The organism is Calothrix sp. NIES-2098, assembly GCF_963875125.1.
GTDB lineage: Bacteria > Cyanobacteriota > Cyanobacteriia > Cyanobacteriales > Nostocaceae > Aulosira.
The window spans coordinates 3488650-3512260 of sequence record NZ_CAWNKJ010000001.1; the positions used below are offsets into that span (position 1 = coordinate 3488650).

The following is a 23611-nucleotide window of genomic DNA, read 5'->3' on the forward strand; positions in this document are numbered from 1 at the left end:
GATTTTAAGTTAACAATTAAGTATAAAGATTTTTACTGAAAATCCCATACTCCAGGGGAAATATGCAAGCTATATCGAGAGCCAAGCCAAACTTTTTTCAGCAACCAACCTTTGCTTCGTTGAAAGAAGAACGTCTGCACCGCAAGCAACGCCTAGCAGCAGCATTCCGACTATTTGCGCGATTTGGATTTGATGAAGGTATTGCAGGTCATATCACTGTACGCGATCCAGAACACTTGGAACAGTTCTGGGTCAACCCCTTAGGAAAACACTTTGGTTTAATTCGAGTTAGCGACCTGATTTTAGTCAACCACAAAGGTGAGGTCATCGAAGGCGATCGCCCAGTGAATACAGCTGCCTTTGCCATTCATTCTCAAATTCATGCGGCGCGTCCCGATGTAGTAGCAGCAGCTCATGCTCATTCTATCTACGGCAAAAGCTGGTCTAGCCTTGGTCGTCTTCTTGACCCCCTGACTCAAGACGCCTGTGCTTTCTATCAAGACCATAGCCTGTTTGATGATTATACAGGCGTGGTATTAGAACTAGCAGAAGGTAAGCGCATTGCCCAAACATTAGGCAGTAATAAAGCCATGATTCTTAAGAATCATGGCTTGCTCACAGTCGGCCATTCAGTTGATGAAGCAGCCTGGTGGTTTATTACGATGGAGCGTTCTTGTCAAGCCCAGTTACTAGCTGAGGCCGCTGGTAAACCTAGCTTAATTAAACCAGAAGCTGCTAGTGTGGCACATCAGCAAGTAGGAGGACACGATCTAGGTTGGTTTAGCTTTCAACCTTTATACGAGTTGATTGTCCACCAGGAACCCGATTTGCTGTCGTAACCAGTAACTTTTTGCGTTTACGCTTTAGTACTGCGGCTGCACCCCAAGCGCCAATTGCCAACGTCCCCAATGCGGTGGAAGGTTCAGGAACTGACTTCGCCTCAATTGCGGCTAGTGCTGTGTCTGCTATAAGCTTTTGCGCAGCGGTCGTAGGATGGACTTCATCCCAAAACAAATACTGGTTTGGATTAGAACAGAATTCGTAAGTTGTTTGACTAGTTTGGACTCGGCAAGAGTTGGCGACATTTGTAAAACCGAAGGTGTCAGGAGATTTACTCAGCTGATCAAATAGAGAATAAGTATCAACAGAAATGATGTTGAGATTCGGGTTGTTGCTCAAACCATCCAAGGTTTGCTTTAAGGTAGTGTTATAGTTATCAACCGCATCGTGTACAGATTGCGGTGCAGTTCCCTGGAATAAAGGTACTTTACTCAAATCTGGCAAATTAAAGACGAGAATATTTTTTGCGCCAACTGCTACAAGAGTATTCAAAGCCTGCGATATTCTATCGGCTGGGGGTGTAGGGTCATTCGGATTCGGAGGAAAAATAAAATCGTTTGCACCGCCCCACACAGTATAAAGTGCATTGGGATCAGCCTTTGGATTGTTTGCTGCGAAACCCTGGACTTGTTCCAGCACTCCTGGTAAATGTTGACCTGGTGGATCTTGCACGACAGCATTACCAAAACCAGCACGAGCACCACCAAAAGCAAAGTTAACACCTTGGTTAGGAAATTTAGGATCGGTCACTAATGTTGGCTGAGTAATCTGTAGCTGATCTGCTAGATAGTCTACCCAGATCTGACCATTAGAAAAGCGCCCCGGAAAATCCGTCGAATAAAGTGAGCTTTGAGGGTATGGTTGTCCCACAGAGGTAGATACATTAAATATATTACCTGTATCGGAAAGACTATCGCCAAATACATACATTGCACCAAATTGGGCAGCCGTTGCTTTCAGTGGCAACATGAAAGAGAAGAGAACAAATCCTGCCGCTACGAATTGTTTTTTCATGATTATTTTTCCCTGGTATTATTTGATGCTTATTAACCTAAAAAGCTGCAAGTGAATAAATAAAATTACTGATTTTCTTTTTGGCTGCTGCAAAAAACATATTTTTTTAATCATCAAAATTATTTGCGTGTTTCTAGCGAGGTAACAGCAAAATATTTATCAATAAAATATTAAGCTTAAATTACTATTTATGCCTAAATTTACTGAATTTTTATATAGAATCCATAGTTTTTTTACAAAGAAATTACAGAGAATAATCGCAAAAATTACTAAGTTGAAATACTTACCATACTGCTAACTATAGAGCAATACGGTTGAGATAGCTGTATCCTTAATGCGATCGCTACCGTCAACTCAAATGTATTGAACTACTCAAAATTAGGTTTGTGGACGCTTTAACTTCAGCGCGTCAACAGCCGATATTCCTTCACCCTGAGTTCCGAAATACCACAAAGCCGCTGCCGCCTCAGCACGAGTTACAGGTTTTTTGGGTTGAAACAGTGTGGTATAGCCAAATACTCTCCGGATATTAGACTGTTCGCCATTTTGATAATCAGCTAACACTGCTCTTAAAGCTTTCGGGTCAATTTTTCCCACATCCTGAAAACCCCAGGTTTGTTTGACTGCATCTAAGTTAGCTGTGGGTAAAGCTTGGCGAGTATCCAATGGTAATTTCCACAGTAGTAACTGCTCCCGCGTTAAAGGCGCATCTGGACGGAATAAAACTGCTGTGCTGTCGCCAGATAAGGAACTGGGAATTAATCCCGCTTCTGCTAATCCTTGAATTTCGGGAAAATCGGGATCTTTGGATGACACATCACTAAAAGCAGGTTGAGCAGTTTCCGCAGCCAAGCGAATTTGCTTGGATGGATTGTTAACATTCATTGCATTATTAGCAGCCACTAGCCAACGAGCGTACTCTCGACGAGTTATAGTTTTGCTGGGTGCGAATTGGTTAGTTGTAGTATTCGAGTTGCTTTTCGTAACTTGAGATTCTATGGATAAAACACCTAATTGTGCCAGGTCTTGGATGTGTTGTCGCAGTTCTTGAGGCGCTTTGTTTAAATCGTTAAATTGCTGTGAAGCTACTGTAGCTGTAGCAGTAGATTGATTATTAGATGTGTTTGTTGGCTGTGTTGCTACGTTTCCAGGTAGTACAGGGCCAATAAACTCAGGATCGCCTGGTTGTGGAACCTCGTTAGGAGTTTGGGCGTTAGTAGTTTCACTAGGATTGGTAGTTTGCGTAGGTTGTGCTGTTGCAGTACTAGCAGGTAGGTACTCAATTAGTAATTCAGTTGCTGTTTGTGGTTGATTGGGTGTTGGGTTAGTGACTGATTGAGCTTGAACAGAAACCTTCACCAGCAAATCGTTGCGCTGTGCCTCAAAAACGCCACCCACATCATCTGTTGGTTTTTGCAAAATCTGCCAATTATTTGATTGGAACTGGTCGCGGTAGAAACTGGCAATAAAATTGCTAGGGTCAGAACTTAGCCAACGAGTCGAAACTCTATTTTCTGCACCACTAGCGGGTGTAATTTCTTCTAATTTGGCATTAGGATATAACGGAATATCTTGAGGAAAATTATCTGGTAATTTAACTGTGGATTGGTTTTGCTGTGCTTGCAGTTGGTTACTCTTAGCGTCTCCAAACACAACTGGGTTAGTTTGCAACTGAGGATCGGCCGCCACAGACTGCTCAAGATTTTTGGCGACTGGGCTGTTAGCACAGGCTGTTAACGAAGAAAGTAAAACAGCCAAACTCAGAAATACAGCTGGATTTTTATAGGGCAGCACAGGAAATTATCAAAATTTAGTGTCAATTCCTACCCTAGCGCAGACTGTCAACTGAAGTTAAAGTCTCAAGTCAGAAGTTTTAATTATAAATTCAACATCAACTGTCTAAGAACTGCAAAACTGAGTAGCCTGATAGGAGAACTAGAACCTTGGAACACTTTTACTCTTAGAAAGCGTCCAGTTAGCAAACGGGCAATTCCTTTAACACGCGCCCAGAATCTAACGGACAGTAATCTCAAATTACCACCATTATTACCAGCAGCATACAAGGGCGTAAAAGCCAGCTTACCGTAAAGAATATCAGCACGGTGCGTTTTACTTAATTTATTTTGGTAATGCTCAGGATTAGGTAAACCTCCATGTTCGCCATAGTTCCGCCAAGGAATGTAGTTCTTCAGCTTTTTGCGCCGGAGGAAGGAATCAATATCAGAATCCCAAGTTGAATAATTCGTCTCTCCAACTGTTTCTCGGATTTCCTCTGCCAGTTCTAATAAGTAACGGGCACTTTGGGGCGTCACAATATAAGCAACGGCTGAAGTGGAAAACCCTTCAGCATAACCATCACAAGAAACGTGGTATAGTTGCGGCGCACAAGTGTATAGCCAGCTAATTCCCACATCATTTTGGTGAGGATTGAAGGGTAGAGGTAGCTTACCAAAACCAACTACAGGTACAAAATCTGCTTCAATAATCATTGTTGGTCTATCTGCTTGCATAGCTCTTGTCCAAGCTGTGCGATGATTCATCAGGCAAAGATAGCTCCGAGAAAAATTTTCATATTCTGGTTTGGCTTCCTGTCTCAAGACTTCAACGTCAAATCCTTCACTTGTTAGGAATTCTTCAAGTTTTTGAGTCGGTTCTTTATAAGCAATAATGAAAACTTTGCTAAGACCCTCAACTAAGCGATTTTTAGTAAGACTATTATTAGCCTTACTTTCTCTAGAAAAAAGCTGCATATATCAAGAAAATTTTTGATAAGTCTTGAGTTACTAGTTAAGCGTTCGTCGAAGTCGTTCTCGCAGAGTAGCGCGACTACAAACAAGTGATGATTATTTGCACCGACTTACTTATGAAAACTATATAAACTATTGATTTTTAACTCTTATGTAATTTTAATAAGGCTCTCTTCCAAATATAAAAAGGACTGAAAAAAGCTCCAATTAAAAGTTCCATTTCGCAGGCGGCTACAATATCGCTTCTGAGAAGCATATGGTATTTAGCCAAATGCATCACCATTTTCCGGATATCATTCACCATGTAAGCTAGAGACAAAAAAGGTTGTTGCCAAATTTTTATGTCTAGCATCCGAGTGTAATGACGGCTCAGACCGATACTACGCATCAATTTTAATAAATACTCTTTCTCTAAACGTTGCTTAGGAATGCGATGATAAATTTCCATTTCAGCATTGTGCCAAATTTCCCAGCCAGCTTTTTTAATATAAGTTAAGGCTTCTATATCTTCAGCAGTTACTAAAGAGCCATTAACTCGACCTTGAAAAAATAAATCCTGAGGAACATTCTCAATCCATGCTTGTTTGCGAACTACTAATCCTGCGCCTGCGGGTAAAACTTTTTTATAGTACAAGCTGTTTTCGGGAGCAGTATAGCAAATTGTTTTACTACTACCACCAATAGCTAGAAACAAGCTGATTCTATCAAAGTTATTTGGAGGTGTAACTTCATAGTCACCGTAAATTCTGCCACCATAAGCCCCAGCTTGCGGACGCTCTTTCCCAAAAAGATAGGCAGATGCAACCCAATTAGGAATAGGTAGATTATCATCATCTAAAAAGCCAACAAATGTTCCTTGAGCTTCTTGAATAGCACGCTCTCGCGCAAAGCTTAATCCTTGCTTCTGTTCAAGAAAATACTTAATCGGATACGCTGCTGGCCAATCTGCTTGATACTCTTTAACTACTTTAGCTGTATTATCTTTACTATTATTGTCAATAACAATAATTTCCCAATTTATCGGCTCTCCATTAATAGCTAATTGTGTAGTATATGCACAGCATTCTTTTAATTTATCTAAAACATCTGGTAAACGTTTTTCTCCATTAAAGGTACATATAGCCACACTAAAATTAATCATCATATTAATGACCAAAAATTAGAAAAAATTATATCTTTTGCTCAAATGGTAGTAATTATGGCTATAAATGTCACCAGCATAAACACTGAAGGGGTATGCGAGAGCACCCAAATATGATAATAAAGATCAAGAATTTCCGGCTGTCTCTAAATCTTTAATTTGTGGTTCGGGAAACTGAAGTAAAACTCGCCAAAGAATCGTGTAGCTACCATCAGAACGGCGGCGCACGGGACGAAAAGCAATTAAAAGGTCACTACTGCGTAATTGTTGTATTTGTCTTAGAGATTGACGTTCTTGAGGGGAAAGCGATCTACCATTCAAAATCATATTTGGCAGTTGAAATTGGAGCGATCGCACCAAATAAGTATGGTTTAATTCAGCTTTCGCATCAGCTAAAATAACCTGATTTAAATTCCAGTTCTGGTCTTTACCAGTCAGGAACCGCCGCCGTTCTACTTGTAATTCGTTTAATTGTTTAGGCGGTTGGTAGTTGAGGAAAAATTCTCGTGTTGGCTGCGCTACAGCTTTAAGCTTTGGCTCTAACTTATTAAGAGGCACATCGCCCAAATCTACCATGAAGCTGTAATCTACACCTTGATACCCCAGCCCAAAGCGATCGCCAACCAGCTGAAGTGCTAGACTGGGAGTAAACCCCCCTGGAGTATCGCCCAATGAAGGGAAAGGATAGCGTTCGCTCACACTAGGTGCCAAGCGATTCTGAAGCGTATTTAGCGGACGCTGGTACGCTAGATCGGGTAAAACGCGGAAAATGCCAGTATGAGGCAATTTCAGAAAGTTAGCGTAAGTTTGCGGTTCTTGGGGATCGATGTCGTAGGTAAAGCGGTCAAGCACCGCAGAAGTTTCCTGAGGATTTGTAAATTGATTTTGTAAGGGGAATTCCACCTGTGCTGCGGTCAATAATTTCTTGGCAGATGCAAGCGTAGTCAGTGCTTCCTTTGGTGCGGCGATCGCGGGTTGTCTGGGTGATACATAGTCAGCTATGGCTGTTTTCGCAGGCCTACCAATAATTGGTGGTGGTGGGGAACCTACATTCGGTTCTTGGATCGCAAAGGGTGTCGCTAGTTTGTCGAGTTGAGGACGCTCGATTGGTGCGATCGCCAGCACTGGATCTGATTGTCGCTCGCCCGACACCAAGGGTAGACTTCGGACTAAGGCTAGCTCTCCCCGCCGAGATAACAAACGATCCAAAATTGGAGAAAGTTTTAATAATTCTTGGTTAGAAGTATACAAAGAGCAGTAAATTTTTATTTGTGACCTAGTTAATTGTTCGGCTAAAGGGAAATTCTGAGTAGAATCCACTCTGGAAATACATAACGATTTGGGACTTTTGCTTTGACGGTTCAAGAAAGAGTCTACAGACTTGGTGTGGAGGGTTAATTGCCCTAAAACGGATCGCATCTGATTAGCATCGGGTGTAACGATCGCTTGCTCAATGCGAGCCATCAGATCGATCTGTTGCTGTACCAGATGACTGGCTGTAGTATAAAAGCTTTCATTGGTTGGTTCCGCCGCCAGACTTTGATTTGGGGAAGATGCGAACTTAGAATCAAGGATTTGCAGCTTACTCGGAACAGAAACAAAACTAAAAGGAAGCAAAAGGCTGAAAAAGATGTATTTCATATCAAAAACACAGGACTGTTAGGTGTAGAAAAATCTAAAATAGATATTAAATTTAAAAGAAAGAACGACCACCGACCAGCGTCAGTCCATCTTTAACTTTCTGTCAAGCGCGACCGGGTTGTTACCAGTGCTGAAACACGATTACATGCCAGTTTCCCAAGATCAGCCGATCTATTCTGAGGCTCCGCTCCAACTATTGTTGTTTGTCGATGGACGTCCCAAGTCCCGACAACAAGTACAGCGAATACGTGCTTACTTGAAAGAACTGCAAACTGGGTATCATTTTGAACTTCAAATTATCGATGTCGGGCAACAACCATATATGGCGGAACACTTTAAATTAGTGGCGACGCCAGCTTTAATCAAAATTCACCCGGAACCGAGGCAAATCATTGCGGGAAGTAATATCATCGGTCAACTAAAAAACTGGTGGCCCCGTTGGCAAACCTCTGTAGATGCCTATTTGAAGCTACAGGAAGATTTACAAGAACGGCTAGACGACAACGATCGGGTGGTAGCACCTCAATCCACAATTGGTTCAGTTGCTGTTTCTGCTGAACTTATACGCCTCTCCGATGAGATTTTTCGCTTAAAACAGGAACAAGAGAAACTTCAAGAGCAGTTGCAATTTAAAGATAGAGTGATCGCTGTGCTGGCCCACGACCTCCGTAATCCTTTAACAGCTGCTGCGATCGCGATCGAAACTCTCCAATCTAATTACAATATAGAGACAGGTCAATTCCAGCGCCTCAAACCAGCAATGACGGCGCATTTGTTAAAACAAGCCCGGACTCAAACCAAAACAATTGACCGTATGATTACGGATCTTTTGCAGGTTGGTAGAGGCAATGATACTGAGCTACCAATCGTACCGCAAAAAATGGAAATCGGCAAACTCTGTCTAGATGTAGTCGAAGAATTGCGCGATCGCTATACGGCGAAATCTCAACAGGTAGAAACAGATGTCCCGCAAGACCTACCCTATGTCTATGCCGATCCAGAACGCATTCACCAAGTACTGGTGAATCTGTTGGACAATGCAATTAAATATACACCAGCTGGCGGCAAGATTAGCATGACAGGACTGCACCGCACTACCCAAAAAGTTCAGATTAGCATTGGTGACACTGGGCCGGGAATTCCTTACGAAGACCGCGATCGTATCTTTGAAAATCATTTCCGCCTGCAACGCGATGAAGCTACAGAAGGTTACGGCATTGGTCTTTGTGTTTGCCAACGAATTATTCGGGCCCACTATGGTCAAATCTGGGTTGACTCTGTTCCCAACGGTGGAGCGTGGTTCCACTTTACATTGCCAGTTTATCCTTCATAGTCGCCGCATTGTTTGGCTGGCAACCGACGCGCCAAATTCTAATTTTGCTTTTCAAGTTTAATCCCAAAACCAAAAAATTATTTGAGAATAATGCGATCGCGCCCCTCCGCTTTTGCTTGGTAAAGTGCCTTATCTGCGGCCACAATCAAATCGGAAGGTGAAGATTCCCAAGTGGGAACAATAGTCGCCACACCCATACTCAGGGTGACATATTGGCTAACTTCAGAGCCATGATGAACAATTTTTAAATTTCTGACTCCAGCTTGCATCGCCGCAGCAACATGAACTGCACCAAATGCATGAGTATTGGGCATAATTACAGCAAATTCTTCTCCGCCATAACGTGCTACTAAATCCTGATTTTTCTGTGCCGTATGACTGAGGACAGCACCTACCTTTTGTAAACAGACATCTCCAGCAGGGTGGCCGTATTTATCATTATAAAATTTAAAAAAGTCAATATCACACAAAATTAAAGATAGGGGTAATTCCTCTTGTGCTAAATTAATCCATTGTGTATTCAAGTAATCATCAAAGCGGCGACGATTAGCTAATCCTGTTAAACCATCAACATTGGCGATATGCTGTAAAGCTTGGTTTGCCGCTTCCAGTTGTTTATATACTTGTGCTTGTTGTAACAATCGTCGCAAACGCTGGCGCAAAACTGCCCAGTGAATTGGTTTGGTTATATAATCCATTGCTCCTGCTTCAAAAGCACGATTAACCGACTCTTCATCGTCTAAGCACGTGATCATCAAGATAGGAGTTCGTTCCCATAGTTTAGAGATCACAGTATTACCTAGAGCCGAGTCCGTATCAAAACTTGCAAGTGCTGACATCAAATTATTTCTGGCAATCTTGAGCAATTGCTTACAGCATGTAAAGCCATCCATCACAGGCATTACTGCATCTAGCAATACTATATCCGGCTTAATAGTATCGTAAGCATCTAAACATTGCTGACCATCATTGACCTCGACCACTCGATAGCCTTCTTGTTCCATAGCTTTACGCAACAGCACTCGCATGGTCTTGTCATCATCAGCCACTAAAATCAGTGGTGGTTGCTTGGAAAGAGAAAATGGACTTATGCCTGACATGAGTTGCGTTCCACAGAGAATGAGAGTATCGGTAAGGGCGAACCAGGAAAAACTTGCCCCCTTAACCAAATCGCCTGTGAGTTAAGATTTTTTGCTGTAGTCACAATCCTACTGAACAGACGATGTGGTAGAAGATACGTAGGCAACGCACGTGTTTTTTATACAATGATTGCCCAGTTTTAACTGGATTTCTGGAAGCAGGTAAATATCTGCTAGTCGATCCAGCGATTTTTTCTCCAGTGGCGCAAATATCACATTGAATAATTTATCTAAGGGGAGAGTTTTGAAACTAACTTGAAAGAAAGTTTTCCTCCCAAGCAATAGAGATAAATGCGCCTCCATCAATGCCAACACTCGCCGCCCAAGGCTATCCAACAGAAAAATAGAATGCTCAATTATTTTTAGCCAAGTACCAGGTAGATAACTAGTTTGCATAGACAGTTTATTTGCAACACAAAGGCAATTTTGACCTTCCTGTCCAGCTAAGGACATGGTAAGAAATTGATGATTAACGTTTTATGTGAATTAAGTCTTAAAACTCTTGTCATTTCGTTGATAGCCCCAAAACCTTGATTTTAGGCTAGTTGCGAAACCCTTACAGGGTAAAAGACCTTTTGCTTTCACATTTGGCGTATTATTTATATTTCCCTACTGCTAAAGGCGAATTGTCATTTCCGGGAAAACTTCAAATATTAACTTTGCTTTTTGAGTTAGATAGTGATTTTTAACACCAATAATATGTAATATAAGAAGCAAAAGGTGCTATGAGATTTTTAGCTATAAATCCTGTTAACGTTCAGTTTCAACTCCTTAATTAGCTCAGGCAAGCTTTTCAGAGTTTTAGGCTCGTGAGATTGGTTACAAAATCGGTAAATCTTATACTTTAATTTTTAGGCACTATTACTTTAATAAATTAAGTGAAAACACTGGGGAAAATCGGAGTTACTTATGTATCTTGATTCAGCAGATTTTCTGCAAACCACACTTATTGGAAAATTCCACTTGCACTTTCGGCAAAATTTCAAAAGTTGATTAATAAATAATGCGATCGCTCCTATGGAGAAGCGTCTCCAAGTACAGAAGACATAAGCTGTTGAAAACCTTATTTTAGCTTTCCACCGAAGGGTCTAGCCCCCTATTGGTCAGATATATCCTATAATTAGCAAGTTTTGGCTGGGCACTTTCAGGTTGATAAGTTTAGTCAAGCATGAGAAGCAGATTTGCGTGGAATAGTATCAATATTCCTTCATTAATTGCCTCATGTTGTACTAGAAATGAGCCTAGGTTGAAAAATATTATTTCAGCATTAATAATTTTTGCAGCTAAAATATTATGGTAATTAAAATTTTTATACCCAAGAAAGTTAGCTAAGTAAGCTAAGTCAAAAATCTCATAAAACCTTGCAAAGAAGCTCTAAATCAGGCCAATGCCCAATTCGTTAATGTATGCCGAGGATAACTTTGTTGTCCTAGAAACAAATCAACCCGAACAATTTCTCACTGCCTCTGAGTTATTAGAAAAGCTCAAGTTAGTTCTGCAAAATATTGATTTTCAAGATTTACCACCAGATGTGCAAAAAATTGAGAGTGTGGCAGATCGAGCTAAATATTTAATCGATACAAGTTGCGAGTTAGACCTAGGCCCTGGTAAATACTTACAGTGGTATGCGGTACGCTTAGAAAAGTAAAAAAGTAAATTTGTAAGTCAATAGTTATTAGTCATAACTATTGACTAATATCTATTTTTGACTAGTAATCAATGCTAGCTCGATTTTATCTTCACTAGGTTGTGCGATCTGAATTTCTACTCCAGGGCCGAAATAACTGAGCATTTTTTCTTGTTTTTGCTGCCAAACATCTATTGGGATAGAGGGTGAATCAAATTCTAAAATTAAAGCGTAAGCCCCATTAACTTCTTTTTCTTGTAATCCTGTAATGATTGGTCTTTGTTCATCCGTCGGACTCAGGCCTAGATAAGAAAGCGCCCTATCTAAATGTGCATCTTGGCCATAGCAATATCTGGTGATGTCTTTACGAATTTTATTTTGGGTGACAGTTGCTTGTTGTTCGCGCAGTTTCAAAACCGCAGGTGTAGTAGGTTGACTAAAGGGTATAGGTTTAAGTTCATTAGCTTTGAGTGCTAATCCTCCTAGCAATAGAGGAAATCCGTAGAAAAATCCTACAAGATTGAGTGTGGCATTATCAGCGGCATAGGCTATAAAACCGACAATTGTTAAGATCCCACCGACAGTTAAACCGAGTGTTCCCAAAGAAATTTGGCGTAACATGAGCTGAAGTTAGTATCAATTCTTAAAACCTTAATTTTATTATCATCGGATATGAGTGACAGATCGGGGAAGAGGGTAAGCTCAAGCTCATCACTGACTATCGCTTGGTAAAACCAGAAATGTTTTTTCAACTGAACTAGGTTTAACCAGTAAATTCCCTTTTTCGCCTTTTTTTGCGTTAATTTTAAATTTGAAGATAGTTAAGGACTGCAAAAAACAATGGATATACAAACTATAAAAGAGCGAATTGCCGCAGTTGAAAGCAAACGCGAATACTTACTGAGTTTACTAGAACAACCCAATCTAGGAACTTTGAGAATTGATGTCAATCAGGCTTTGGAAGAATTGGATGATTTAGTAGACGAATTTAGACGTACTATTCCGCAAACAGAAAATAACTAAGCCTCTATAGGCGTTAGCAAACATCAATGTCGCGTCGGTAGAGCCGAAAACTAACAGTCTACCGACGCTTTAAAGTAAAAAATATCACTAATTCCCCAGAATTGAACGTTACCTGAGTTAAGCGAGCAACTATACTGCATCTGCATAATTATCTGGTAACTCAGCCATTTTCTACACGGTTGCCTAACTGTCTTACCAAAGCAATAAGTTCGGTTGTCGGTACATCCTTTCGGCAAAAGTCATCAAAGCTAGGCATGGCTTTTGTCTGTTGTAAACTTGCGTCTTCTATTGAAGAGTAAGCAAGAATTTGGGTCTGAGGAGAGATGGCTTTAATATGACTAGATGCACTCCAACCATCCATGACTGGCATTTGTAAATCTAGAACAATCACATCAGGATGGTAGCGTTTGACCATTTCAATGGCTTCTTGACCATTCTTAGCTAAACCGACTACTTGTATATTTTCTTGGCAAGAAAAAGCTAATTGTAGAGTTAAACGGGTGAGTTCGTGATCGTCAACCACTAAAACACGCAAGGTAGAAGACTCACAGGACAACATTAACATTTATAAGAGAAAGACTAAATACAATAACTTTTATAGTTTATGGGAACAAGTACTAAGAATTACTCTATCCTATGGTTGAATAATTTCGTATTTACCAAGGATAAATTATAGAGATTTAGTGAGGAAAGATTAAAGTTTTCTGAAAGAATAGATTTAACTAGTTGTCAAGATAGAAAGAATTCTTTTTTGAATCGATCAGAGTTGAGCCAATGCTAGTTGAGCGCAATGCCATATTGATGAGAGTGGTTTGTGAGTTAGCTTCGGGGGCACGATCGCATGGATGGCGTTGGATGTAGCTGCCATCGCCTTGTAACTCCCAAGCTTGGCGATTGTCTGCCAGCATAATTCCGAGGATTTCTTGCAAATCTTTGGCAATATCTGGGTCTTTGATGGGGGTAATAACTTCGACTCGGCGATCTAAGTTGCGACGCATCCAATCCGCACTGCCGATATAGATTTCTTCTTGACCATTGTTATAAAAGTAAAAAATCCGAGAATGTTCCAAAAAGCGGCCGACGATGCTGATAATACGAATGTTTTCACTAATCTCTTTAAGTCCAGGACGCAAACAGCAAACACCGCGAACAATCAAATCGATCTGGACTCCCGCACGAGAGGCTTCGTATAAAGTGGCAATAATTTGGGGATCGACGAGAGAATTCATTTTGGCGACAATTCGCCCGGTGAATCCGTTTTTAGCATTTTCGATTTCCCGATTAATTAATGCCAAAAAGCGATCGCGCATATTTACAGGCGCAACTAATACTTCGCGATAGGATTTTTGCCGCGAGTAACCGGTTAAAAAATTAAATAAATCGGTGATGTCAGCACCGATTTCTTCTTGGCAAGTGAATAATCCTAAATCTGTATAAAGTCGTGCAGTTTTTTGGTTATAGTTACCAGTGCCAATATGAACGTAGCGACGCATCCGATCTTTTTCTCGGCGCACGACCATGATCGTTTTACAGTGAGTTTTCAGCCCCACTAAACCATAGACAACGTGAACGCCAACTCTTTCTAATCGCCTTGCCCAGTAAATATTGTTCTCTTCATCAAACCGCGCTTTTAATTCTACTAACACAGACACTTGCTTACCATTTTCAGCAGCAGCAATTAAGGCATTGACGATGGGCGAATCTCCCGAAGTTCGGTAAAGAGTCATCTTGATCGCTAGCACATTCGGATCGTGAGCAGCATGGGTAATAAAGCGCACCACGGTTGTAGAAAAAGATTGATAGGGATGATGTACTAACAAATCTTTTTCGCGAATGACGGCAAAAAAGTCTTTTCCTTCTTCTACCTCTGGGATTTCTGAATTGACGCTGGGTTCTCGCAACCATTGCAGGCGCGAAGGTACTACCGATTGTCGTGGTGGGTCTTTGAATTCTGGTAGCGGTAATGACATAAAATACATCAAATCCCGCAGCCCCAACAACCCATCTACTTCGTAAACATCGCTTTCGGTTAATTCTAAATCTTGTAATAAACGCGATCGCACTGCTTCGGGAGTTTGAGATTGAATTTCTAACCTAACGGGAGTTCCACCAATGCGGCGTTTGCGTAATTCCTGTTCGATCGCTAACAGCAAATCGTCAGCTTCATCCTCTTCTAATGCTAGATCGGCGTCACGGGTAATCCGGAAGGGATGATATTCCTGAATATTCATTCCCGGAAACAGGGAATCTAAGTTATGCGCGATCGCCTGTTCTAAAGGTACACCAGTCCAGTGAGCAGGTTGGCCGTTATGCTGAATTCCTAACTCTGGCGGTAAAGGTAAAAATCGCGGTAAGACTTTCGGAACTTTAACTCTGGCAAAAAATTCTTCCTCAGTTTCTGGGTTTTTGACCACCACTGCCAAATTGAGGCTGAGATTGGAAATGTAGGGAAAGGGATGGCTAGGATCGACAGCTAGGGGAGTGAGAACGGGAAAAATTTGTTCTTCAAAGTAATTATCTAGATAATTCCGTTGTTTTTCTGAGAGATCTATATAATCCAGGATGTGTATCCGATGATTGGCTAGTAGGGGTCGGAGTACTTGCTCAAAATGTTGATGCTGTTTAGTTACCTGCGGACTCAAGGTAAACCTGATATCGTCTAGCTGTTGTTGTGGTGTACGACCATCAGGACTTAACTGGCTAACTTTTGCTTCTACTTGTTGCTTTAAGCCTGCAACCCTGACCATGAAGAACTCATCTAAATTTGAGGTAAAGATCGCCAAAAATTTCAGTCTTTCCAAGAGAGGCGTGCGCTGGTCACAGGCTTCATGTAAAACTCTGTTATTAAACTCCAACCAGCTTAATTCTCGGTTGATGTAGTATTGTGCATCGCTCAGATTGATTGCAGCAGTGGTACTCTTCTTGGGTTTTGGCATGATCGCTTGAGGGCAGATAGTTGCAGCCCATGCAACTGAAGAATAATAAACATAGTAATTGAAATAGTGTATGCAGGCCGACTTTTTACTAGACATCGCCTTTGTATTGCAAGATGAGTTGAAAAATTAATGCTAGTGGGCGTCCTAGTTTTCTCTATTTCCTGTCCCTTCCATTCTCTACTACTATGTTCCAAGCTACTCGTCGCCGTCTCGCTCTTTGGTACACTGCCGTCACGGCTGTATTACTACTATTCTTTGCGAGTGGAGTGTATTTATATGTCCGCAGTACGTTGATTGAAAGAATTGACGATACCCTCAATCATGTAGTGGAAGTAGTAGAGCGATCGCTAGTAATTGAACCAGTGAATACTGGTACTGAGACATTACGCCTGAATGTCGAAGCTAGTTTTCGTGACAATGCTGACACTACAGACGACGATCGCATTGATTTGGAATGGTTTAGTCCTACTGGTGAATTACTTTGGTCAACTCTATCCACACCTTTGAATATTCCCATTCATGCCAATCGTACTGGTGAAACTGTGCGCGTACCAAAGGACGAGGGATGGGGTCAATCACCAGTATTGTTACGCCAGGTAACGCAGCGAGTAGAAGCTGGACGGCAAGTATTGGGCTATTTGCGTGTTAGCCATCCCTGGTTTGAAGTTACCAAACCCAGCCGTCAGTTAATTTTTGATTTGGCGCTGGGTACGGGATTGATGGTGCTTTCTGTAGGCGCAAGCGGTTGGTTTCTTTCGGGTAAAGCAATGGAACCAGTAGGTGAGTCCTATCAGCGCCTGAAACAATTTACCGCTGATGCTTCTCACGAACTGAGGAATCCGATTACTTTAATTCAAACTAATGTACAAGTTGCTTTGGCTGATTTAGAGTTAGCAGAGACAGAAGTTGCTAGCTCCTTACACTACCGACAACAGTTAAAATTAGTGGAACGACTAACTCAGCGCTTGGGTAGGTTAGTCAATGATTTGTTGTTTCTTGCTAGACAAGATAGTGGGATAAGTAAAGATAGCTTTTGCGCTTGTCCATTGGACGCTTTATTAATGGAAGTGCTGGAAGAACAGCAATTATTAGCGACAGAAAAGAAAATTACTCTGGCTTTAGACTTAGTAGATCCTGCCCTTGCGGAAACTAGCCCGGAGTTGCTGGATAATTGGTTCACCCTTGTAGGTAATTGGGATCAATTGGTGCGATTGTTCACTAATTTAATTGGCAATGCTTTGCAATACACCCCATCTGGGGGACGGGTGAATGTGGAATTGGCGCGTTTAGAAGGTAGCGATCGCATTTCGGGATTGCGTTACAGTAGCGCTCAATTACAAGTTAAGGTGAGCGATACAGGAGTTGGGATTCCCCCAGAAGAACTACCACGCTTGTTTGACCGCTTTTATCGGGTAGATCCAGCACGCACCCACACGACAGGAAATACAGCTTGTGATATTTCTACTGGTTCGGGATTGGGATTAGCGATCGCCCAAGCTATTGTCGAACATCACCAAGGTCAAATTCAAGTGGAAAGCAGCCTAGACAAAGGTACGACTTTTACTGTAACTTTACCTGTCACTCTTGAGGTTTAAAGCGATCGCTGTTAATCTCACAATTAAACTTTTTCAGCTAGCAAGTAGCCAACTTACATCATATTTTGGGTAAATCAACTAGAGGGGTAGCAGCATCACAGATTTTGTCTGGACAATTATCTCTACCTCAACAAGTTGTAATTTACTATATCTTCTCATTCTCTAGAAATAAACAATAGTTGCGATCGCTAAAAATTTTCAAACCTTTAGTTAGATATAAAAATCAAAGTTAATTGTTAAATTAAAATCATTCAAATCGACTTTATAAAAAGCAAATAAATAATAAGAGCAAGGGTAATAAATGTCATTTATTACCTAGTTTAATTTGCTGATTTATCAAATTCATCAATAATTCCAGTTGAGATTTTTTTAGGAGTCAATAATGAATAGCAATTCACACAAGTTTCGGAAGTCGGCTGAGTTATGTGCTGCGATCTGCGGCGGTTTACTGATGAGCGTGCCAGCATTTGCTCAAACACCAGTAATACAGCAACCTACTTCTACTAGTCCTAAAGTCAATCCCTGTCCGAGCATTTTTTACGAACCGGAACACACCAATCGCGTATTGGTTCCGCAAGGATGTCCTCCCAATGCTCTAACTCAAAGAATGCAATCCCAAGGGATGCTTCCTTCTAGTTCTGTTCCTGCTACGCCATCAGCAGAGCAAACAAGAATGGGTGTAGGTGGAGAAACGCCTGCAAATACTACTAACTCAAAACTTAACCCCAGTCCTAGGATCTTAAACGAAGCACCTTATAATCGCTCCCAACAAAATACACAAACTGATAGTTCAAGTACATACTCCACGCCGCAGCAGGTTCCTACACAAGATAATTCTGTAACTGAACCATCACTACAACAACAAGGGCAAAGGCCATCTGCTACAGTAGCGCTCGCAAATGGTTTTGTTAATGTCAGGTTGGTGAATGACACTGGCGCTAATGTAACTTACCAAGTGATCGGCAATACTGACCAGCGATCGCTCAACGGCAAATCTGATGTAGTCTTACGGGATTTACGCGCGCCAGTCACCGTAACATTTCAAAGAGAAGATGGCGGATTGCTGTCGGTAACTCCACAGCCTTCTTCAGAAACAGGATTACTAGAAGTTAGATTGGACGAAACAACAAGCGTAGCTCAAGATAAAAAAGCCATGAGAATTCAATCTAATGGCTCAGTGTATTTGAATTAGATTTTGAACAAGACAGGAGGCAGAAGGTTTATGCTTCTACCTCCTCTGCCTTTTTATCGCTTGGGTAATTTAATCAGCTTATCAACTAGGAATACTTCCTGTTTGCTGTCTTGTAGAGCTTTTGCTAACACAAGCGCTCGTTCGTAAAAGTGACGGGCAGTTAGATAGTTATTTAACTGCTCGTACAAGTTAGCGTAAGTCATAAAAGACTTAAATTCTTCCCGCTGATTTTGCAATTCTTTTGCAGTTACTAGCCGTTGTTCTAATAAGTCAAAAGCACGCTCATAACGTCCTACAGAACTGTGCGCCGTGACTAAACCGTCAATCGCCCGTAAATAGTTAGTGCGATCGCCTGTGGTTTTAGCTATCCGCAAAGCTGCTCCATAGGTGCCAATTGTATCGGGATAATTTCCCATCGCTAGGTAAGCGTCACCCAAGTTATTTAGGGTATTGGTTTCGCCGAGAATATCGCCAACTTGACGGCGGAAAGATAAAGCAGTTTCATACAATTTAATTGCTTTGTTGTAATTGCCTAACCTGGCGTTTACCAAGCCTAAATTACTTAAAGAAAGTCCTTCACCTGCACTATTTTGGATATTCTGAGCGATTGTTAGCGCCTCTTCAACGGTTTTACCAGCCGGGGTAAATTCTCCTTTTTGCAGCAGCACCGTACTAATATTATTCAGTGCGAAAATCTGAGCCTGAAAGTCTTTAGTGTCGCGCGCGATCGCTAATCTTCGCCGCAACGCATCTTCCCCTTCTTGAAAACGATTCAGCTGGATGTAGGCTTTAGCCAGCAAATCGTAAGTCATCCCTTGGGCTTTATAGTCACCAAGAGCGTGATAAATTTCCAGTGCTTCCAAGCAAGAGTCAATAGTTTTATCGGCATAACCGGTGATTTGTTGTTGCTCGCCGATTCGCAGTAAGCTATCTGCGCGATCTCTTGATTCTCGCAACGAGGTGTTATTTAAAGGACGGTGTAGTTGTTGTGTAATGTCAGATGCAGTAGCCACTAAAGGACTAAAAAAAACAGCTAACATCAAAAAGCAAGCAGTCAAAAATTGGAATTTGCCATTTGGGCGCGAGGCTAGAATAGCAAATTCCAAAATCTCCAACCCAGAGCGTCTCGGTCTGATCGGTCTGAGGGTGGGATTGCCATCTAGAATGCTACCCTCTGGTAAGAAATACCGTTGTTTCATAAAACTTACCCGGGAAATTTCGCTTTTAAGTACAAGGTCTAAGAGAGTGTGTTAAATTTCCACAATAGAGGTAAAAATATACGCGATTATACTTAAGCTGGATTAAGCAGAATCTTCACCCAAGTAAATGGCGCGAATATCTCCAGGTAATTTGGCCTCTAACATACGATATCCTTCTTGAAGAAAATTGGCTACTTCAAGCGGCGTAATATTTTCTCCTTCGGCTTGAAGATAGGCAGCAATTCGAGTTTCACTCCAGCGAAAAGTTTGAGCCATTAAGACGACAAACCGCAAAATTGGTGGTAGCTGTTCTAAAGCCTGTTCCACGTAGCACCATAAAGCAGGCGAAGTCGCCTTGAGAGAATAATGAATCGCTTCTGTTGGTGGGAGTTCAATCTCGTTAATGCAAAAAGCTGTAATGTTGATCAGCCAATTTTGCAGGGTTAAGGCTTCTTGATCTGGTTGGGAGTTTTTGTTTAAATCTAGCCCACCCAGTTCATAGTAGATATGTCGCCAGGTGAGGGCAAACAGATAATCTGCTTGCACAGGCGATCGCGCCGAGTGGCGAATCAAGGTGTACACTATCGGGCTATAGCGACAAAAAATCGCCGTAAAGTATTTGCCATTATCGGAATGGCGCTGAAAAGCAGTTAGCAGTTCTTGGTCACTTTGATGAAACAGTGACTTGACTAGCGGGTGGTTAGCTTCGGGAAAGTGGGGTATTTGCACGAGCCTTAGGTTGATAGTTGTTAAAATATGTAGGGGATGTTAGTCTCCCATTCAAGCGCACAATATCTTCATGCTTGTCTGTTGTTCTTCAGACTTCAGACCCTAGAGTTATTGATACACTATAATCAAAGACTTAATTTTAGTCTTTATCGACAATAATAAAAGCGGCTCCCCTATACAATAAATATTTGATTTGTTCATGGTTATAGCAGCTAGTGTGATATCGTTCCTGCTCACTCCTTTGACTTTTGGCTCTTTTTTACCTTCCCTACCACTAGATAGCCTGTTCTCCACCCAAGGCATCATGGTGTTGCTACTGGCGGCTTACGCTGGTGCTATGTGGATGTTCCTCACCAGTGCCCCAAAAGTACATACTGTCATGGTGTCGGATTTGGAGATTGCGCGTCAGTTGTATGAAGGACTGCTAGATTTACCTGCGGCTGAAGTGCCTTTGCATTACTACTACAACTACGAACAAACCATAGGCGCAACCGGCATCGACCCACTTTATATGTCTACAGGCCCGAGTTTCTCTGGCAAAATGATGAATAATGCTAGTGACGGTTTGTGGTATCAGTTAAAGAAAAATACTCAGCTACACGTAATTACTGGCGCTAGTTTAGGAACCAAAAATCAACAACGCCATGTTTGTTTTGACCGTGACTGCTTAGAAATGATCCTGCTGCGAGTTGAAACGCGCGGTTTGAAGTTTAAAATTCGCAACCAGAAGCCCCTAAATTTTTTAGTTAAAGACTATGAAGGGCGAATTATTGAAATGGCTGAAGTTGCCAATTAGTTATGAGTTGAGGGCGCATTAATTAACACCTAATGCGCCCTCTTAATTTTTATTATTTTCTCTGGAAAAACTAAAATAATTGGGTTACTCCCAAGAATTTTATGTATGGGAGGAAAATTAATAAAGTTTCTCTTAAGCCCTATCTTGAATCTCTACTAATTTTTCTAAAAGTTCTGCAACTAAATTCCAAAGTTCAATTTCATCAAATTCATTACTAATATCGGGATTATTTTCTCCAACTGCAAACCTACCTGCTAAAAAATTCTTGATAGCGAAAATTCGCTCTTGTTCTGGGAAAATTAGGTATTTTTCTAGCTTTTCGGCAATTTCTGGGATGGGTTTGTTTGCTAGCTGCTTGCGTACTCTGACCGCCACCCAATCATCACTTTTCAGGAACTCTATAACTGAGTTTAAAAAACTCTGGTGTTCTTCTTCTGTCCACTTTTCCCACCAGTCGTCATCCACATCCTCAAAATAGATGTCTACACAGTCAAGTCCATAAGTCATCCAATTTCTTTGTAATTGTCTAGCTGCTTCTAAATGTTCTAAAAATTTTTCCAATCTTTCTTGAGGTTCAACTGGCCTTGGTGTCCCCATAATGATGTAGTTTGGTTAAGACAGTGAAGGAAAATGACTTAAAACTATAAACTAAATTTTAAATAAATGCCCGGTTTCAAGCGATCGCTGTTATACAGTGATATATTCACTACTTGATTGACAAAATCCGTAATGTGGGGATTGTAACTTAAGAATAAACCTCTATCTATGCCCCAGCGTTGCAAAGTATTTTCCCAATTATCGGACTTTTCTTGGCAAAATTCATCAGAGAGGCTAGTAATCTGTATGCACAGTGGATTATTCTGCCGACTACTCACAATTATATCAGTTGCCATTGAGAAGTCTGCAATATAACACTGCCAAAAAGTACCTTCACGATGGACAATATCGCTAGCGATCGCTTGCAGAACATGAGTATCAGTCTGAGTAAACTCGCCAGCCATTAATCTTTGTTTCCATATGGAAAACTTAGGATCGCTTTGATTGAGCCATTTGGGAAATAAATACCTGTACCAATAATATTCCGTTGGCGTCATGTGTTCATAATACTGTTGTTGCTCCTCTGGTGATGTTAAGGCTTGAATATCTAGCCAAATTAGAGCATCTTTAATTATTTGTTGAAGAAAAAAGAGGACAAATTTTTTAGCAGTTAAGGAACCAGGCTTAACATCTTTAACCCAACGATTTATTTCTTCTAACCTTTTCGCCAAACTAGGATCTATTGCAGATGCTTCCTCGATCAGCAATTTTAATTGTTTTTTAATATCTTTTGCTTGCAAATAATGATAAACCTCAAAGACGCTGTGAGTCGCTAGAATTTTAAAATTATTTTATAGCATTCTCATGTAAGAACTTGTAAAAACGCACAATTCACGTTTTTACAGACGTTATAAGGTGTAAGTAAATGAGAAACTGTTGTAGCAGCTAAAAATAAACTGCTATCAACTGAAAATCATCAATTAATGGAGGTTAGCGGACTCGAACCGCTGACATCCTGCTTGCAAAGCAGGCGCTCTACCAACTGAGCTAAACCCCCGTAAAATTAAAGAGGTAGGTAATTAATCTACTTTCGTAATTGTAACTTAATATGGTTCTGTTGCCAAAGGAATGAAGCAAGAAAATAGTCTAGTCGTTGCGACACTTTATAAATTCGTCAGTTTGCCAGATTTTGCTGAGAAACGAGACCCTTTGCTGTCTTACTGCCAACAGCAAGGGATGAAGGGCACAATTCTGTTGGCACAAGAAGGCATTAACGGGACAATTGCAGGTTCTCGTGAGGCTGTTGACTCAGTTCTGGAATTTCTGCGTTCCGATCTGCGTTTGGCAGACTTGGAACATAAGGAGTCTTACACTGACACCCCGCCGTTTGAACGCATGAAGGTACGCTTAAAGTCAGAAATTGTCACTTTGGGATTGCCGGAAGTTGACCCAAATGAACAGGTTGGTACTTATGTCAGTCCTCAAGAATGGAATGAATTAATTTCTAACCCGGAAGTGACTGTGATTGACACCCGCAACGATTATGAAGTGAGTATAGGTACTTTTAAAAGGGCAGAAAATCCTCAAACTACTACATTTCGGGAGTTTCCTGAGTATGTCCGCCAGCAGCTTGACCCGAATAAACACAAAAAGGTAGCGCTGTTTTGTACTGGCGGTATTCGCTGTGAAAAAGCCTCATCCTTTATGCTGTCGCAAGGCTTTGCAGAAGTTTATCACTTGAAGGGCGGCATTCTCAAATACTTAGAAGAAGTTCCTGCCCAAGAAAGCTTGTGGGAAGGAGATTGTTTCGTCTTTGACGAACGAGTTGCTGTCCGTCACGGCTTGGAAGAAGGCAGCTATGAGATGTGTCAAGGTTGTGGTCGCCCAATTTCCGCGGCAGATAAGGCTTCACCTAAGTATGAGGAAGGTATTACTTGCCCCTACTGTTTTGATAGCCTGACGGAAGAAAAAAGAGTACGTCAGCAGGAAAAAAGGCGACAGTTTCTCTTTAAAAGTAACCATAAAAATGAATAATTACAACTCGTAGAACAGAAAGTCCTACGTACTCGGATTTGGTGGGCGATGCCCACCCTACTCTGTATTCATGTTGAATTTTGCGTAG

The 23611-nt window shown here is 41.3% G+C and carries 22 protein-coding genes and 1 tRNA gene; 8 read left to right on the top strand and 15 right to left on the bottom strand.

All coding sequences use genetic code 11. From position 1 onward, the window contains the following. Positions 1-62: 62 nt before the first annotated feature. A complete protein-coding gene (locus tag AACU33_RS14565) occupies positions 63-839 on the top strand; it encodes a class II aldolase/adducin family protein (RefSeq protein ID WP_096589376.1) in 777 nt (258 codons plus the stop codon). Here AACU33_RS14565 and AACU33_RS14570 read toward each other — a convergent pair. The 5 genes from AACU33_RS14570 to AACU33_RS14590 form a co-directional block, all read right to left on the bottom strand. After that, entirely contained in the window at positions 781-1854 is a 1074-nt protein-coding gene (locus AACU33_RS14570; protein ID WP_096589377.1) for an SGNH/GDSL hydrolase family protein, read from the bottom strand. The two genes, AACU33_RS14565 and AACU33_RS14570, sit on opposite strands and share 59 nt — an antisense overlap. Positions 1855-2232: 378 nt before the next feature. After that, positions 2233-3648 carry an S-layer homology domain-containing protein gene (locus tag AACU33_RS14575; protein WP_096589378.1) on the bottom strand — a complete coding sequence of 472 codons (1416 nt, stop codon included), beginning with the start codon at positions 3646-3648 and terminating at the stop codon, positions 2233-2235. Between the two features lie 83 nt (positions 3649-3731). Further along, complete coding sequence (locus AACU33_RS14580; protein ID WP_096589379.1) at positions 3732-4604, bottom strand: LPS biosynthesis glycosyltransferase; 873 nt, start codon at positions 4602-4604, stop codon at positions 3732-3734. 139 nt (positions 4605-4743) lie between these two features. Continuing rightward, entirely contained in the window at positions 4744-5745 is a 1002-nt protein-coding gene (hpsE, locus tag AACU33_RS14585; protein ID WP_096589380.1) for a hormogonium polysaccharide biosynthesis glycosyltransferase HpsE, read from the bottom strand. A 123-nt stretch (positions 5746-5868) separates the two neighbouring features. Beyond that, a complete protein-coding gene (locus AACU33_RS14590; protein WP_096589381.1) occupies positions 5869-7383 on the bottom strand; it encodes a hypothetical protein in 1515 nt (504 codons plus the stop codon). Between the two features lie 127 nt (positions 7384-7510). Here AACU33_RS14590 and AACU33_RS14595 point away from each other — a divergent pair, with 127 nt between their 5' ends. Then, positions 7511-8716, top strand: coding sequence for a histidine kinase (locus AACU33_RS14595; protein ID WP_339376007.1), 1206 nt, complete (start codon positions 7511-7513; stop codon positions 8714-8716). A 77-nt stretch (positions 8717-8793) separates the two neighbouring features. Here AACU33_RS14595 and AACU33_RS14600 read toward each other — a convergent pair whose 3' ends face one another. Next, positions 8794-9816: a response regulator gene (locus tag AACU33_RS14600; protein ID WP_096589383.1), complete on the bottom strand. Its 1023-nt coding sequence runs from the start codon at positions 9814-9816 to the stop codon at positions 8794-8796. A gap of 108 nt (positions 9817-9924) precedes the next feature. After that, positions 9925-10251 (bottom strand): hypothetical protein, encoded by a 327-nt coding sequence (locus AACU33_RS14605; RefSeq protein ID WP_339376008.1) that lies wholly within the window; start codon positions 10249-10251, stop codon positions 9925-9927. A 991-nt stretch (positions 10252-11242) separates the two neighbouring features. On the opposite strand from AACU33_RS14605, the gene AACU33_RS14610 reads away from it, so the two are divergent. Next, the gene (locus AACU33_RS14610) at positions 11243-11503 is read left to right on the top strand and encodes a chlororespiratory reduction protein 7 (protein WP_096589385.1); all 261 of its coding nucleotides are present in this window, start codon (positions 11243-11245) and stop codon (positions 11501-11503) included. 51 nt (positions 11504-11554) lie between these two features. On the opposite strand, the gene AACU33_RS14615 is transcribed toward AACU33_RS14610, so the two are convergent. Then, positions 11555-12103 (bottom strand): DUF2854 domain-containing protein, encoded by a 549-nt coding sequence (locus AACU33_RS14615; protein WP_096589386.1) that lies wholly within the window; start codon positions 12101-12103, stop codon positions 11555-11557. Positions 12104-12322: 219 nt separating this feature from the next. Here AACU33_RS14615 and AACU33_RS14620 point away from each other — a divergent pair, with 219 nt between their 5' ends. After that, positions 12323-12505 carry a hypothetical protein gene (locus tag AACU33_RS14620; protein ID WP_096589387.1) on the top strand — a complete coding sequence of 61 codons (183 nt, stop codon included), beginning with the start codon at positions 12323-12325 and terminating at the stop codon, positions 12503-12505. A 160-nt stretch (positions 12506-12665) separates the two neighbouring features. Here the strand turns inward: AACU33_RS14620 and AACU33_RS14625 are convergent, their stop codons facing one another. Both AACU33_RS14625 and ppk1 read right to left on the bottom strand, forming a co-directional pair. After that, positions 12666-13070 carry a response regulator gene (locus AACU33_RS14625; protein ID WP_096589388.1) on the bottom strand — a complete coding sequence of 135 codons (405 nt, stop codon included), beginning with the start codon at positions 13068-13070 and terminating at the stop codon, positions 12666-12668. Between the two features lie 157 nt (positions 13071-13227). Then, entirely contained in the window at positions 13228-15441 is a 2214-nt protein-coding gene (gene ppk1 / locus AACU33_RS14630) for a polyphosphate kinase 1 (RefSeq protein ID WP_096589389.1), read from the bottom strand. A gap of 185 nt (positions 15442-15626) precedes the next feature. Between ppk1 and AACU33_RS14635 the strand changes: the two genes are divergently transcribed. Beyond that, the gene (locus tag AACU33_RS14635) at positions 15627-17036 is read left to right on the top strand and encodes a sensor histidine kinase (RefSeq protein WP_096589390.1); all 1410 of its coding nucleotides are present in this window, start codon (positions 15627-15629) and stop codon (positions 17034-17036) included. A 382-nt stretch (positions 17037-17418) separates the two neighbouring features. Further along, positions 17419-18228 carry a hypothetical protein gene (locus AACU33_RS14640; protein ID WP_096589391.1) on the top strand — a complete coding sequence of 270 codons (810 nt, stop codon included), beginning with the start codon at positions 17419-17421 and terminating at the stop codon, positions 18226-18228. 53 nt (positions 18229-18281) lie between these two features. On the opposite strand, the gene AACU33_RS14645 is transcribed toward AACU33_RS14640, so the two are convergent. Further along, complete coding sequence (locus AACU33_RS14645; RefSeq protein WP_096589392.1) at positions 18282-19427, bottom strand: tetratricopeptide repeat protein; 1146 nt, start codon at positions 19425-19427, stop codon at positions 18282-18284. A gap of 102 nt (positions 19428-19529) precedes the next feature. Further along, positions 19530-20156 carry a sigma-70 family RNA polymerase sigma factor gene (locus AACU33_RS14650; protein WP_339376009.1) on the bottom strand — a complete coding sequence of 209 codons (627 nt, stop codon included), beginning with the start codon at positions 20154-20156 and terminating at the stop codon, positions 19530-19532. Between the two features lie 199 nt (positions 20157-20355). On the opposite strand from AACU33_RS14650, the gene AACU33_RS14655 reads away from it, so the two are divergent. Next, a complete protein-coding gene (locus AACU33_RS14655) occupies positions 20356-20952 on the top strand; it encodes a glyoxalase-like domain protein (protein ID WP_096589394.1) in 597 nt (198 codons plus the stop codon). Between the two features lie 132 nt (positions 20953-21084). Here AACU33_RS14655 and AACU33_RS14660 read toward each other — a convergent pair whose 3' ends face one another. The 3 genes from AACU33_RS14660 to AACU33_RS14670 form a co-directional block, all read right to left on the bottom strand. Further along, the gene (locus tag AACU33_RS14660) at positions 21085-21549 is read right to left on the bottom strand and encodes a hypothetical protein (RefSeq protein WP_096589395.1); all 465 of its coding nucleotides are present in this window, start codon (positions 21547-21549) and stop codon (positions 21085-21087) included. A gap of 44 nt (positions 21550-21593) precedes the next feature. Next, the gene (locus AACU33_RS14665; RefSeq protein WP_096589396.1) at positions 21594-22289 is read right to left on the bottom strand and encodes a hypothetical protein; all 696 of its coding nucleotides are present in this window, start codon (positions 22287-22289) and stop codon (positions 21594-21596) included. A gap of 184 nt (positions 22290-22473) precedes the next feature. Continuing rightward, positions 22474-22546 (bottom strand) — tRNA-Ala (locus AACU33_RS14670). Between the two features lie 71 nt (positions 22547-22617). Between AACU33_RS14670 and trhO the strand changes: the two genes are divergently transcribed. Further along, entirely contained in the window at positions 22618-23523 is a 906-nt protein-coding gene (gene trhO, locus AACU33_RS14675) for an oxygen-dependent tRNA uridine(34) hydroxylase TrhO (protein ID WP_096589397.1), read from the top strand. The last annotated feature ends 88 nt before the right edge of the window (positions 23524-23611 follow it).

What these genes read in the sequence shown, in the direction of transcription:
- AACU33_RS14565 (WP_096589376.1), top strand. Translation starts at nt 63, where the DNA reads ATGCAAGCTATATCGAGAGCCAAGCCAAACTTTTTTCAGCAACCAACC.
- AACU33_RS14570 (WP_096589377.1), bottom strand. Translation starts at nt 1,854, where the DNA reads ATGAAAAAACAATTCGTAGCGGCAGGATTTGTTCTCTTCTCTTTCATG.
- AACU33_RS14580 (WP_096589379.1), bottom strand. Translation starts at nt 4,604, where the DNA reads ATGCAGCTTTTTTCTAGAGAAAGTAAGGCTAATAATAGTCTTACTAAA.
- hpsE (WP_096589380.1), bottom strand. Translation starts at nt 5,745, where the DNA reads ATGATGATTAATTTTAGTGTGGCTATATGTACCTTTAATGGAGAAAAA.
- AACU33_RS14590 (WP_096589381.1), bottom strand. Translation starts at nt 7,383, where the DNA reads ATGAAATACATCTTTTTCAGCCTTTTGCTTCCTTTTAGTTTTGTTTCT.
- AACU33_RS14600 (WP_096589383.1), bottom strand. Translation starts at nt 9,816, where the DNA reads ATGTCAGGCATAAGTCCATTTTCTCTTTCCAAGCAACCACCACTGATT.
- AACU33_RS14605 (WP_339376008.1), bottom strand. Translation starts at nt 10,251, where the DNA reads ATGCAAACTAGTTATCTACCTGGTACTTGGCTAAAAATAATTGAGCAT.
- AACU33_RS14610 (WP_096589385.1), top strand. Translation starts at nt 11,243, where the DNA reads ATGCCCAATTCGTTAATGTATGCCGAGGATAACTTTGTTGTCCTAGAA.
- AACU33_RS14615 (WP_096589386.1), bottom strand. Translation starts at nt 12,103, where the DNA reads ATGTTACGCCAAATTTCTTTGGGAACACTCGGTTTAACTGTCGGTGGG.
- AACU33_RS14620 (WP_096589387.1), top strand. Translation starts at nt 12,323, where the DNA reads ATGGATATACAAACTATAAAAGAGCGAATTGCCGCAGTTGAAAGCAAA.
- AACU33_RS14625 (WP_096589388.1), bottom strand. Translation starts at nt 13,070, where the DNA reads ATGTTAATGTTGTCCTGTGAGTCTTCTACCTTGCGTGTTTTAGTGGTT.
- ppk1 (WP_096589389.1), bottom strand. Translation starts at nt 15,441, where the DNA reads ATGCCAAAACCCAAGAAGAGTACCACTGCTGCAATCAATCTGAGCGAT.
- AACU33_RS14635 (WP_096589390.1), top strand. Translation starts at nt 15,627, where the DNA reads ATGTTCCAAGCTACTCGTCGCCGTCTCGCTCTTTGGTACACTGCCGTC.
- AACU33_RS14640 (WP_096589391.1), top strand. Translation starts at nt 17,419, where the DNA reads ATGAATAGCAATTCACACAAGTTTCGGAAGTCGGCTGAGTTATGTGCT.
- AACU33_RS14645 (WP_096589392.1), bottom strand. Translation starts at nt 19,427, where the DNA reads ATGAAACAACGGTATTTCTTACCAGAGGGTAGCATTCTAGATGGCAAT.
- AACU33_RS14655 (WP_096589394.1), top strand. Translation starts at nt 20,356, where the DNA reads ATGGTTATAGCAGCTAGTGTGATATCGTTCCTGCTCACTCCTTTGACT.
- AACU33_RS14660 (WP_096589395.1), bottom strand. Translation starts at nt 21,549, where the DNA reads ATGGGGACACCAAGGCCAGTTGAACCTCAAGAAAGATTGGAAAAATTT.
- trhO (WP_096589397.1), top strand. Translation starts at nt 22,618, where the DNA reads ATGAAGCAAGAAAATAGTCTAGTCGTTGCGACACTTTATAAATTCGTC.